This window comes from Pseudomonas sp. REP124 (assembly GCF_020164475.1).
In the GTDB taxonomy this organism is placed as follows: Bacteria; Pseudomonadota; Gammaproteobacteria; order Pseudomonadales; family Pseudomonadaceae; genus Aquipseudomonas.
Map to the genome: position 1 here is coordinate 33,525 of NZ_JAIQWX010000001.1, position 14,034 is coordinate 47,558.

The 14,034-nt window shown below is 65.7% G+C and carries 2 protein-coding genes; both read right to left on the reverse strand.

The annotated features are described in order from the left end of the window. Positions 1–3,801, reverse strand: a complete 3,801-nt coding sequence (locus tag K9857_RS00130; RefSeq protein ID WP_224532877.1) for a non-ribosomal peptide synthetase — start codon at positions 3,799–3,801, stop codon at positions 1–3. Next, positions 3,798–13,985 carry a non-ribosomal peptide synthetase gene (locus K9857_RS00135; RefSeq protein ID WP_224532878.1) on the reverse strand — a complete coding sequence of 3,396 codons (10,188 nt, stop codon included), beginning with the start codon at positions 13,983–13,985 and terminating at the stop codon, positions 3,798–3,800. Before K9857_RS00135 ends, K9857_RS00130 begins: the two co-directional genes overlap by 4 nt. Positions 13,986–14,034: the final 49 nt, after the last annotated feature.

Below are 14,034 nucleotides of genomic sequence, written 5' to 3' on the forward strand. Positions count from 1 at the left end.
TCAAACCGCTCCGCGTGGGGTGAAAGCCTCGAGCTGCGCACCCAGCTGCTGATGCAGGGCAGGTTGCTCAAGGATGGTCAAGTGTTGTGCCTGGATCACTTCGCGGGTCAATCGACCGCTGCTCAGACGTTCCCAGTACGGGTCGACGAAGGCGCTGTCGGCCAGGGTATCGCTGGCCCACCACAGATGCACGTCACAGCTTAGACGTGGCGGCTGGAAGGTCGCCAGCAGATGCTGGGTGTGCTGCTGATAACGCAGCCGCGTTTGCAGGTGCTCCCAGCTGTCGCCATCCAGTTGCAGGCCTTGCTGACGCGCCCACTGCACCAGCTCCGGCAGGCGATCGGCCGGTGCCAGGGCTTGCAACTGCGCGGTCAATGCGTCGAGAGCCGCGGTCGGCAGTTGGCGCATCAGCGTCTGGCTGTCCGCGGTCAGGGCCGGCACGGCCGAGGCCAGCAGCGCCTCGACGCTGTCTTCCGGCGCCTGGTGCTGGTACTGCGAATCGACAACCCCGAGGAAGGCCACCTGTTCGCCGGCGCGCTCCAGATGCGCGGCGGCGGCAATCGCCAGCAGTCCACCGAGGGAGAAGCCCAAAAGGTGATACGGCCCTTGCGCCTGCTGCTCGCGCAGATGCTCGACATACAGCGCAGCCAGACTCTCGATATCGCCGCCCAGCGCGGTGCTGTCGTCGGTCAGATAAGCCGCCTGCAAACCCCACAGATTCCACGCCGGCAACGGTGAGCGCAGCGCGCGATAGTCCTGCACGTGCCCAGTGGACGGGTGGAAGCAGAACAGGTTCGGCGCCGCGACGTTATCCTGCGTCGCCAGCTTCACCAGCGGCGAGAGCTTGAGCTCGGCCTGCACCAGCGCGGCGAATGCCGAAACGCTCGGCGCGGTGAACACGGCGTTGACCGTCACCGGTGCCGACAGCACGCTCTGCAAGCGGCTGGCCAGGGTCACTGCCGCCAGAGAATGGCCGCCCAGTTCAAAGAAGTCATCGTCGATGCCGACCCGCTCAAGCCCCAGCACCTGCGCCCAGACCTCGGCCAGCAGCGCTTCCAGCGGCGTGCGCGGCAAGGCGCTGCCGACGCTGTCGAGCACCTTGTCGGCCCATTGCTGCAAGGTTTTGCGATCGAGCTTGCCATTGCCCATCAGCGGCAGCGCTTCGACGACCCGCAGTGCCGGCAGCATGTAGTCCGGCAGGCGATCCTGGGCCTGACCGTGCAGTTGCGCCACGGTCACCGATTGCCCCGGTGCCAGGGTCAGGAAGGCGAACAGCTGCTGACCCAATTCACCCTTGGCCAGGCATTCCACCGCCGCCTGGGCCACGCCCGGAAGACTCGCCAGTTGTGCCTGGATCTCGTCCAGCTCCACGCGGAAACCACGGATCTTCACCTGACGGTCGGCGCGGCCGCTGATTTCCAGGCTGCCATCATGGCGATAACGGGCCAGATCACCGGTGCGATACAGGCGTTCGCCCGACACCTCGATAAAGCGTTCACCACTCTGTTGCGCATCCAGATACCCCCGCGCCACTTGCGGGCCGGCGATATACAGTTCGGCGTTGACGCCGGGCGCGACCACTTCCTGCTGCTCGTCCAGCAGATACAGACGCATGCCGTCCAGACGATCGCTCAGCGGCAGGCGACGGTAATCGCAGGCCGGATCGAGCCGGTGCATTGCTACCCCGATCGTGGTTTCGGTGGGGCCGTAGTGGTTGAAGATCGCCAGTGACGGTGCCAGTTCACGCAGGCTTTGCAGCAGGCGCGGCGAGCAGGTTTCGCCACCGATGATCAGCTGTTTGCGTGGCAGCACGGCGGCGCTGCGGCTGTGCAGCAGCCAGGCGTCGAGCAGCGACGGCACGATTTTCAGGTGATCGATCGGATAGGCCGCTTGCCAGTCCGCCCAAGCCTGGGCGTTCATCGCGGTGTCCTTGTCCAGAATATGCAACTCACCGCCGCTGAGCAGGGTGGGGAACAGCAGGGTGTAACCCAGGTCCGCCGCGAGCGCGGTGACCACGGCGCTGCGTTCACCCGGTTGCAGTGCCAGGCGACGGGTCACGCTGGTGATGTAACTGGCGAGCTGGCCATGCTCGACGATCACGCCTTTTGGCGTGCCGGTGCTGCCGGAAGTGAACAGCACATAGGCGGCGTCCTGCGGATGGATTTCGGTATTCAGCGCTGTCATCGGGCTTTGATGCCAAACCGCTGTATCGCGCAAATCGAGGCTGGCCACCGAAGGCAAGGCCGGGCCATTGCCGGCCGCGCCGCTGAGCACGAACACCGGTTGCGCCTGTTGCAGAATCGCCAGGGAGCGCTGCGCCGGTTGTTGCACGTCCAGCGGCACGAACGCGGCGCCGCACTTGTGCACGGCGAGCATCGCCAGAACCATCGACGCCGAGCGCTCCAGATACAACGCCACCCGGTCTTCAGGCCCCACGCCCCGGGCGCGCAAGTAGTGCGCCAGCTGATTGCTGCGCGCGTCCAGTTCGGCGTAGCTCATTTGCTGAGTCTGGTCGCGCAGCGCCAGGTGATCGGGGAACTGGGCAGCACAACGAGTGAAGCCCGCCGGCACGCTGACAAAAGCCTGCGCCGTAGCGGGGCCGTGCAGTTCAGCCAGGGTCATGGAGAAGGTCGGCGAATGCAGCGACAGCTCGGCCAGAGTCTTGCCGGCATCACCGACGGCATCGATCACCAGCGACTGCAACTGTTCCAGCAAAACCAGAGCCGCCTGCTCGCTGTAGCGGTTCGGCAGATGGCACAGGTTCAGGCGATGGCCGCCCTCGACGGCTTCGGCCACCAGCAGCAACTCGATGCCCGGTGGTATGGCGTGAGCGTCCTGCACTGTGAAAGACGCAGCGTCGCTGCCCAGCCAATCGAAGCGCTGACTCAGGCTGGCGCTCCACTGGAAACCATAACGGGAACCCTCGGCCGCGCCGCCGTACTCCTGCCATTCCGTGGCCCCTTCGCAGCGCGACTGCAAATCCGTCAACGCCTGGACAAAGCGGCTGTCGCTGGCTGGTTCAAAGCGCAGGGGCAGGGCCTTGGCGAACAGGCCCCAACAGTCGGCGAGTTCTTCGTAATCGTCGCGGCAGTCATGGACCCAGTTCAGTGTCAAAGCGGGCGTGTCGCCGGTGCTCAGCCGCTGCAGCAGCACGCCCCAGGCGGTCATCAACACCTGCTCGGGGGACGCGCCGTGACGCTGGCAAAAGCTGTCCAGTGCCGTGCTCAAAAGGGTGCTGGCCATCAAGCGAGTCGTAAAAGGCGCATCGGCCTGATCGCTGCGCACCTGACGATAAAGCAGCTCACCGCCAGCCTGCTCATCCAGTGCCTGGCCCGCCCAGAACTGCCGACCCAGCGCGGCATCTTCATCAGCCTGCAAATCCTGCAGCCAGGCGCTGTACTGGGTGTAAGTCATGGCCTCTTCATCGAACGCCGGCACAGACGCCGAACCCAGCGCTTCGGCCAGGCGCAGCAGGGTGCCACGGTCGGCGCCCAATGCCGGCAGTTGCAAGGTCACCCGATATAGATTGTTCGCCAGGTTTTCCACCTCAACGCCGATGGCGTCAGGTGCTGCGGCCGCTGCGACCTGCAACGGCACCTGCAAGCCCGGCTCCGGCCGCACCCGCAGGCGCAAGGCTTCGTGGGCCGCGCTGAAAGCTGCCAGCCGTTCCTGCAAACGGTCCAGCGCCAGCTCGCCGGCCACCTCCAGTTCCAGGCGCGCCGCCGGCAAACCGGCCAACCACTGGCTGCGTTGCTGCGGCGACAGGGCGAAGGCGTCTTCGCGTTGTTCGAAAGCGGTCATGCCTGCACCTCGGCGTCGAGCTGTTCACGATTCATCATCTGCCCCATGGCCACACAGATCTTGCGTTCGCCTTCAAACGGATCGCGGGCGTGGGCCACCAGCATGTTGTCGAGCATCACCATGTCGCCTTTCTGCCAGGCGAAACGCACGGCGCACTCCTCGTAGGCGGCGCCGATCACCTGCATGACCTCGTCTTCGATCACGCTGCCGTCGCCGTAGTACACGTTGCGCGGCAGGTTGCCCAAGCCGAACAGATTGATCAGGTTGCTGCGCACTTCAGGCTCCAGGCAGGCGGAGTGGTGCAGTTGCACCTGATTGAAGAACGACAGTTCACCGGTGTCCGGATGGGCGACGATGGCCGGGCAGTGCTGGGCGATTCGCAGGTTGTCCGCGCCCAGCCATTCCCATTGCATGCCGGTCTCGCGGCACTGACGCTCCACTTCTTCGCGTACTTCGGTCTTGAAAAAGTCCTGCCAACGCACATCCAGCTTGTCGGTGAAATGCCGCACGTACAGCAGGCCCTTGGCTTTGAGGCGCGCAACGATGTCCTCGGGCAGGCGCGCCAGCACCTGACGGCAATCGACGATGGGCGTGCAGCCGCCGCGCGGCGCAGGGATCTCGCAGAAGAACCACTGCTTGCACGGCCATTGCGGCAGGTGCGAGCTCTCGTTGTGGAACAGGATCATGTGCTGCTCCGGGTACGGCGTCGAATGGTAAATGTTCTTGCCGGAGGTGTTCTTCGGCAGGTCGCCGTAGGTCCCGTACAGGTCCGGTTCGATGGCCTGGGCGAACTGCTCGAAGGCCGCGGCGTCGGGCAGGTTGAAACCGCGGAACAGCAGGCCACCGTGGGTGCGCAGCTGTTCGTTGATCCACAGCCGGGCTTGCAGCGCCCAGTGCACCGGGTCGAGATCGCCCAGCAACGGTTCGATCACCAGCGGCAGCGCCTGGCCGTCGATCAGCGTGCGGGTACGCACCTGCTCATGGGCCAGCTGACTTACGCCAGAGGCACGGGTCTGCTTGAGCTTGCTCATCTTCGACATCTTGCGGGCACTGCGCGCGGCGGCGTCGTCCGCTGGTGTTTCGGATGGCGCTTCGGATGGCGCAGGCGCTGCAGAGGAGCTGCCCTCGAGGCGCCACGACCAGTCTTGCAGGGCTTGTTCAGGTGCAGTCACGATTCGCTCCAGCAGATTTTCGAAGCCTTGTTCCAGGCGATTGACAGTCGGTGCGCCGAGCACGCTGGTGCGGTAGACCCAGCGCACGTTCAAGCCTTGCTCGTCGTCTTCCTCGACGAACACCGCGAGGTCGAACTTGCTGCTTTCCTGACCCGGCAGCAGATGTTCCTCGATGTCCAGGCCCGGCAGGCTGGCGTTGGTGCCCGGTGTGTTCTGCATCACGAACAGCACCTGCACCAGCGGATTGACCCCTGGCGTGCGCGGCGGTTGCAGCGCTTCCACCAGTTTGTCGAACGGCACTTGCTGGTGCTGGAACGCCGACAGGCAGTCGTCGCGCAGGCGTTGCAGGCGGGCGTCGAATCCCTCGCCTTCGGTGAGTCGCGCGCGGATCGGCAGCACGTTGACGAAGAAGCCGATCAGGTTCTCCACCGCCGGGTGTTCGCGGTTGGCCAGGTCAGTGCCGACGATGAAGTCGTGGGCGCCGGTGGCACGCTGCATCAGGCTGTTGAAGGCATTGAGCAGGACCATGAACAGCGTCGCCTTTTGCTCCTGAGCGTAAGCCTTGAGCACTCGGGTCTGGGCCGGGGTGAAGCTTTGTTGCAGGGATGCGCCGTGATAATCCGGTCGTGTCGGACGCGGGGCGTCCAGCGGCAGCGGGATCAGGGGCGGCGCGCCTTCCAGCTGACGGCGCCAGTAGTCGATGGCGCGCGCCAACAGACGCTGTTGCGGTTCGCTGCGTTGCCAGTGGGCATAGTCGGCGTACTGGATCGGCAGCGGTGCGAAGACCGGCGTCGCACCGTTGCTGTAGGCCAGATAGCCGGTGATCAGCTCCTGCATCAGGATGCCCATGGACCAGGCATCGGTGGCGATGTGGTGCAGCACCACTTGCAGCACGTGATCGTCCTGACCCAGGCGCAGCAGGCTGGCGCGCAGCATCGGCGCCTGTTGCAGGTCGAACGCACGCGCGGCCTGCTCGTCGATCAGGCGTTGCAGGGCTTGCATCTGCGCATCGCCCGCCAGTGCCGAGAGATCGGTCGGCGTCAGGTCGACGGTCGGTGCCGGGCTGATGACCTGGACAGGCTGGTCGCCCTTGAGCTGGAAGGCGGTACGCAGCGATTCGTGACGCTCCAGGACCGATTGCAACGCCGCTTGCAGGGCGGCGATGTCCAGCGCACCGCGCAGTCGCACCACCGAACCCATATTGTAGGCCGCGCTCGGGCCTTCGAAGCGGTCGAGGAACCACAGCCGTTGTTGAGCGAAAGACAGCGGCAGCATCTGGTCACGCGGGACAGGGACGATTTCGCTTTCGCTGTCGAGCCCGTTCTGCGCCTCGCGCTGGCGATCTACCGCCTGGGCCAGTTGCTCCAGAGTGCCGCCTTCGAACAGGATACGCAGCGGCAGATTGACCTCCAGGCGACGGCGAATCCGCGACAGCACCTGGGTGGCCAACAGGGAGTGACCGCCGATGGCGAAGAAGTCGTCGTGCACGCCGACGCTGTCCAGGCCGAGGATGTCCTGCCAGAGTTCGGCCAGGACTTTCTCGGTTTCCGTACGTGGCGCCACGCGCTGCTGTTGATCCTGCACGGCCAGCGGCACGTCCAGGGCGGCGAGGGCTCGGCGGTCGACCTTGCCGTTGGCGTTGAGCGGCAGTTGCGCCAGGTTCAGCCAGCGGGCCGGCACCATGTAGGCCGCCAGTTGCTGGCCCAAGTAGGCACTGAGCACCTGTTGCGCGGATTCGCTGGTGAATTCGGCGGCGCTGTCGAGCACATACCAGGCCACCAATTGCAGCGCGCCACGGGCGTCGGGCAGGGCCAGTACCGCCGCGCTGCTGACTGCCGGGTGCTGCATCAGGCGGTTTTCGATTTCGCCCAGCTCGATACGGAAGCCACGGATCTTGACCTGCTGGTCGCGACGACCGAGGTATTCGAACACCCCATCGGCACGCATCCGGCCGATGTCACCGCTGCGATACAGGCGCGCGCCCGGCTCGAACGGATGATCGACAAAGGCTTCGCGGGTGCGTTGCGGGTCGCGCAGGTAACCGCGACCGACACCGACACCACCGATGCAAATTTCACCCGGAACACCGATCGGCACCATGCGCAGGTCGGCATCGAGCACGAACATCTGGTTGTTGGCGGTCGGCGTGCCGATCGGCATGTGCAGGCAATCGGCGTCCGGTGCCTGGGTGATGGCATGGAAAGCCACGTCGTCCGAACACTCGGCCGGGCCGTAGGCGTTCATCATCGGGATGTTCGGAAAGCGCGCGCACCAGTCCCGCGCCAAGGCCGGTGGCAGGGCTTCGCCGGTCGGCAGCAACCAGCGCAGGCTGCTCAGATCTTGTTGCGCCTGGCTTTCCTGGAGCATGCCGCGAATCAGCGCCGGTACGGTTTCCAGCAGGGTCAGGCCGTGTGCCTGAACGGCATCGAGCAGGGCCAGCGGATCGTGGGCCTGGGCATCCGGGAGGATGTGCACGGTGGCGCCGAACAGCGGCGCGGCGAGGAACTGCCACACGCAGATATCGAAGGCCGCCGAGGCGGTCTGGGCGATACGGTCGTGCTCACCCAGGCCCAGGGACGGCACCTTGCCGAACTTGTTGTTGAGCATGCCGCGCTGCTCGACCATCACGCCCTTGGGCTTGCCGGTGGAGCCGGAGGTGAAGATTACGTAGGCCAGTTGGTCCGGATTGTGGACGTAGCTGACCGCCGGCTGCTCGGCACCTTGCCAGAGGGTCTGGGCAATCAGGCAGGTCGGCTGTTTGGCCATTTGCGGCAGGACGTTGTCCAGAGTAGCCGTGGCGTGTTCGCACACCAGCAGCACCGGCGCTTCACCCAGTTCCAGCAGTTCCGCCAGGCGCGCGGGCGGTTGCTGAATGTCCAGCGCCTGGAACGCGGCGCCGGCCTTGAGGGTGGCGATCATCATGGTCAACAGCGCCAGACCGCGTTCGGCAAACAGCGCCACCAGCGTTTCCGGGCCGACACCTTTGGCTTGCAGCGCGCGGGCGATGCCGTTGGTGCGGCGGTCCAGCTCGGCGTAGGTCAGCGATTCGCCCTGGCAGACCGCGGCGATGTGCTGCCCACGGTTGCGCACCTGATCGGCGAACAGCGCGGCATAACCACGCTCCAGCGGGAAATCCACGGCGCTGCGGTTGTATTCCACCTGCAACTGCTGGCGCTCGGCCGACGGCAGCATGTGCAGGCTGCCCAGCGGGGCTTGCGGCTCATCGAGCATGCTGGTCAGCAACTGCACCAGATGCCCGAGCATGCGCTGCACGGTCTCGCCGGTGAAACGCTGGTTGTCGTAGGACAGGCGAATGCCCAGGCGATCGCCGGGGTAGAGCACCACGGTCATCGGGAAGTTGGTGTGCACCCGGTCTTCGTAGATGTCGATGCTGAAGTTGTCCAGTTGCACGCTGCTGATATCCAGCGGGGCGTTTTCGAACACCACCAGGCTGTCGAACAGTTGCTGGCCGCGCGGCACGCCGCTGCAACGCTGGATGTCCACCAGCGAGGTGCTTTCGTGTTCACGCAGTTGCGCGTTGTGCGACATCAGGGCCTGCAGCCAATCGGACACCAGCGCCTGTGGGTCGACGTCGACCCGCAGCGGCAGGCTGTTGATGAAGATCCCGACCATTTCCTCGACCCCGGCCAGATCGGTAGGGCGACCGGCCACGGTGACGCCGAACAGCACGTCGCGATTGCCGCTGTAGCGCGACAGCAACAGGGCCCATGCGCCTTGAATCCAGGTGTTGGGCGTCAATTGGTATTGCTGGCACAGCTGCTGCAAACGCTGGGTCTGGGCGATGCTCAGGGTGCGGTCCTGATCGCCGACCGCTTCCGGCGCCTGCTCGGCCCGGGCCGGCGAGCTGTCCACGTGCAACGGCGTCGGCTCGCTGAAACCCGCCAGATCCGCTTGCCAGAAGGCCAGGGCGGCGGCCATGTCGTGGCGCTCCAGCCAGCTCATGTAGCCACGGAACGAACGGAACAGCGGACGGGCCACCGGCTCCTGACGCACGATCGACTGATAGATCGCCAGCAGGTCTTCCATCAGCAAACCGAAGCACCAGGCATCGGTGAGGATGTGGTGGAAGCTGCGCACCACGGCAAAACGACGTTCGTCGAGCTGGAAAATCCGCAGGTGGGTCAACGGCGCGCGGGCCATGTCGAAGCCTTGCTGGCGCTGGGCTTCGAGGGCCTGATCCATGGCCAGGCGCTGCTGCTCGGCGTCGAGGTGGCGCAGGTCTTGCCAGTCGAACGCCGGGTCGGTCTTGCGGAACACGCATTGCAGCGGCGCGTGGTCTTCCTGCCACCAGAACGCGGTGCGCATCATCGGGTGGCGGTCGAGGAACAGCTGCCAGGCCGCTTCCATGGCCGGGCGTTGCAGGGCGCCGTCCCAGCTGTAGCGTTGCTGCATCAGGTAGATGCCGCTGTGGGGTTGCAGCAGTGTGTGCAGCAGCATGCCCTGTTGCATCGACGACAGCGGATAGAGGTCCTCGATGTTCGGCCAGTCCAGCGGCTCGGCCGCCAGGGTCGCCGCCTGCTTGTGGCACAGCGGGAAGGCCGCGCTGGCAGGGCGCAACTCGGGCTGGGCGAGCAGGGCGGCGAGGTCGGTCAGACGTTGCACCAGTTGTGGTGCCCAGTCGGCGGCCAGCGCGCCTTCGCAGCGCAGGTGCAGGCGACCGTCCTGCCAGCTCGCGTCCAGGGTCAGTGCGCAGCTGGGTGCTGACGGCTGATGAGCCGCTTCGACCTGGCTCAGGATCGCGCGTTGTTCGCGATGGCCGTCACGGTCCCCCAGCCAGCGGATGGCGACAGGGGCGGCGGGCAGGTCGCGCAGGGGTTCCTGCAGGTAGGTGTTGTCCGACAGGTAACGCAGGGCGCCATAGTCGGCGCCGTGTTGCGGGTAGGCGCGCAGCTGCGAGGCGGTGGCCTGCAAGCGCTGCAGCAGGGTTTCGCCCTGTGGCTGAAGGTAGAACGGCACCGCCAGTTCCAGGGCGCCGATGATGCGTGCCGGGTCCAGGTCGGCCACGGCAATCGGCGCGCTGACCGGCAGGCGATCGGCTGCCGGGCGGGCGTCGTGCAGATTCAGGGCAATCAGCCCGGCGCCGGCGACTTCGCGGCATTGCTCGGCCACGGCGCTGGCCAACAGGCTGTTCCAGTCCAGTTGCAGCACGTCGCCCAGGCGCTTGAGGTCGCTGGAGGTGTCCGCCGGCAACGCATGTTCGATCACGGAACTGGACTGCTGGCTGTCCGGCAGTTGCAGCACGTCCATGCCGGCGAATTGCAGCCAGTGTTCCCAGGCCTCGTCCAGCGCGTCGCCTTGTGCATGGCTCTGCTGGTGGCGGGTCCATTGGGTTAAGTCGCCACCGTTGTAGGCCAGGCGCACCGGTCGTTGGTACAGCAGTTGCGCCAGCGCCAGGTTGAGGTCGGACAGCAGCAGCGACCAGGACGCTTCGTCCACGCACAGCGGGTGCGCGGCGAGCAATACGCAGTGTTTGTCGCCATGCTCCAGCAGGCTGGCGTGCAGGGTTTGTCCGGCGCTCAGTTCGAGGGCATCGACACCGGCCTGAGCCAGGGTTTGCAGGCGTGTCTGGTCGAGGTCTTCAAGGGTCTGACGGCTGATCACCGGCGCCTTGGCCGCCACCATCACGCGCTGCTGCCATTGGCCTTCAGGCGAGATTTGCAGTGCCAGGCGCAGGGCCTGATGGTGCTGTTGCAGGGCGCTGATCGCCTGGCTCAGCAGGTCGCTGTCGATGGATTGGCTGAGGGCCACGCAACGCCAGGTGGCGTCCAGCGAGCCTTGTTCCACGCGTGCCAGTTGGCCAGAGCCCAGGGGCAGTTCATAACCATCGGCCAGGTTCTCGGCCACGGTGTTGCTGGCATCGGCACCCAGCACCCGGGCGATGTCGGCGATGGTGCGGTTTTCGAACAGCTGGCGCGGGGTGAGCTTGAGTCCTTGCTGGTTGGCGCGGGCGATGATCTGCAGGTTGAGGATCGAGTCGCCGCCCAGGGCGAAGAAGTTGTCCTGCACGCCCACGCGATCGAGCTTCAGCACCTCCTGCCAGATCTGCGCCAGCAACGCTTCGACTTCGTTGCGCGGGGCGATATGGCTGGCACTGTCGTCGGCCGCTTTCTGCGGCAGCGGCAGGCGCGAGGCGTCGACCTTGCCGTTGCGGTTCAGCGGCAGTTCGTCGAGGGTGATGAAGTGCGCCGGGACCATGTAGTCCGGCACGCGCATCGCCAGATCGTCGCGCAGCTTGGCCGGCGACAGCGACTGGCTGGATACCAGCCAGGCGACAAGACGCAGGCCGCCATCGAGTTCCACGGCACGCACCAACGCCTGCTCGATCAAGGGCGACAGGCGCTTGATCTGCGCTTCGACTTCGCCCAGTTCCAGACGGTTGCCGCGAATCTTCACCTGACTGTCGACCCGGCCGAGGAACGCCAGTTGACCGTCGACCAGCCAGCGCACACGGTCGCCGGTGCGATACCAGCGTTGTTGCTGCGCGTCGACGATGAAGCGCTCATCGGTGAGGTCGGGGCGATGCAGATAACCGCGAGCCAGCGCGCCGCCGATCAGCAGCTCGCCGGACACGCCGGTCGCCACTGCTTGACCGTTGCCATCGACTACCCGCAGTTGGCGATTGGGCAGGGGACGGCCCAGGGCGATGCTGCGCAGGCCGGTCGGCAGTTCGGTGGCAATCGCACCGACCGTGGCCTCGCTCGGTCCGTAGTGGTTGAACACCTTGAGTTGCGGCGCCAGGCCATTGACCTTGTCCAGTAGCGCCGGGCTCAGGGCATCGCCACCGAACACCAGCAGCGTGGTCGGCAACAGACGAGCATCGGGCAATGCCTGCAACAGGCCACCGAGATGGCTCGGGGTGATTTTCAGTACATCGATCGGGTGCTGGCTGAACAGCTCGGCCAGTGCCAGCGGGCTGAAGCCGCTGTCGTCATCCACCAGCAACAGGCTGCCGCCGGTGCACAGGGCACCGAACAACTGGGTGTGGCCGAGGTCGGCGGCAACGCTGGACAGCAGGCCGTAACGGGCCGCTTGCGGCGGGTTGAGCACCGACTGCACGGCAGTCACGTAGTCGACGATGGCCCGGTGTTCGACCACCACGCCCTTTGGCGTGCCGGTGGAACCCGAGGTGTAGATCACGTAGGCGGCAGCATCCGGGCTGTGCGTCACCGCAGGCGCGCTGTCCGGTTGCGCGGCGATCGCAGCCGCGGCCTCGCTCAGCCACAGCGCCGGGGTGTGCTCGGCCAGACGGGTCAGCTGAGCCGAAGGCGCGGCGCCGATCACCAGCGCGGCGCGGCTGTCCACCAGCACATCGGCCAGGCGTCCGGCGGGTTGTTTCAGGTCCAGTGGCAAGTAAGCCGCGCCGGCCTTGAGGGTGGCCAGCAGGGCGATGACGAAATCGGCGCTGCGGTCCAGGGCCAGGGCCACCAGGTTGTCGGCACCGATGCCTTGGGCTCGCAGGTGCTGGCTGAGCTGGTTGGCGCGCTGATCGAGTTCACGGTAGGTCAGGGCGACCTGACGGTCGCGCACCGCCAGTTGCTCAGGGTTCGCGGCGACCTGCTGTTCGAAGCGCTGGTGCAGGCATTGCTCCGGCACCGGCAGGCTTGTGCCGCTGCCTTTGACCAGCAATTGCTGCTGTTCTTCAGTGCTCAGCCAGTCAAGTTCGGCGACCTGGCATTGCGGCTGTGCGGTCATGGCCAGCAGGATCGCGCGCAATTGCGCCGACAGCATGGCGATTTCTGCATCGCTGAAGCGTTTGCGGTCGTAGCTGAACAGGTAGTTCAGCTGCTCGCCCGGCACCACGATCAGCGACAGCGGGAAGTGGTTGCGGCCCTGGGTGTGGGTGATGCCGTCGACCTGCTGGTCGTTGGACGGCGCGATGAAGCTCAGGCCGTCGGCGTCTTGATTGAGCGCGTCGGTGACCGGGAAGTTTTCGAACACCAGGATCGAATCGAACAACGCCCGCTCGGCGGCGATCTTGCTCATCGACTTGAGCTTGCCGATCGGCAGGTAGGCGTGGTGACGCAGGTCGCTGTTGGCCTGCTGCAACTGTTGCAGCCAGTCCACCAGCGTCGGGCTGTCGGCCCATTGCACCCGCAGCGGCAGGGTATTGATGAACAGGCCGACGGTGCTTTCGACTGCGCTCAGGTTCTCCGGGCGGCCGGCCACGGTCACGCCGTAAACCACGTCATCGCGCCCGGCGTGCTGGCCCAGCAGCAGCGCCCAGGCACCCTGGATCAGGGTGTTGACGGTCAGGTCATGGCGACGGGCGAAACTCGACAGCTGCTCGGTTTCGCCAGCTTCCAGCAGGCTTTCCCGCTCGGCGAACGGTGCGCCCGACGGTGGCGCCAGGCGCACGGCGAAGTCCGGCAGCGGGGTCGGTTCGTTGAGGTCCTGCAACTGCTCGCGCCAGAACGCTTCGGTGGCGGCCATGTCCTGTTCCGCGAGCCAGGCGATGTAGTCGCGGTAAGGGCGGGTCGCCGGCAGGTTGGCGGCGCGGCCCAGGGCCTGTTCGTAGTAGAGCGCCAGCCATTCCTGAATGGCGATGCCCACGCTCCAGCCATCCATGAGAATGTGATGGAAGGTCCAGGTCAGGTGAAAGCGCTGTTCGTCCAGACGCACCAGGGACACGCGCATCAGCGGCGCGTCGTTCTGTTCCAGCGGTTCGGCGCGCTGCTCCAGCGCCAATTGTTCCAGCGCGATTTGTTGATCGTCGCGCTCGCGCCAGTCCAGCAGGCTCAGCGGCACTGCGAGGTCCTGCTGCACCACCTGATAGGCGTCGTCCAGGTCTTCCCAGAGAAACGCGCTGCGCATCACCGCGTGGCGCTGCATCAGTGCCTGCCATGCACCACGGAACGCGGTGAGGTTCAGCGGACCCTGGATTTCCAGGCTCAGTTGCTGGTAGTACACCCGCGAATCCGGCTCGAGGACGCTATGGAACAACAGGCCATGCTGAGTTGGCGAAAGGGAGTAGATGTCTTCGATGTTGTTCATGCTTTGACGGGTCCGTAGCTAATTCTTGAAAACGTATTGAGCGAAGGCA

Bases quoted from the DNA above. Each gene is read 5' to 3' on its own strand.
- K9857_RS00130 (WP_224532877.1), bottom strand. From the start codon at position 3,801: ATGACCGCTTTCGAACAACGCGAAGACGCCTTCGCCCTGTCGCCGCAG.
- K9857_RS00135 (WP_224532878.1), bottom strand. From the start codon at position 13,985: ATGAACAACATCGAAGACATCTACTCCCTTTCGCCAACTCAGCATGGC.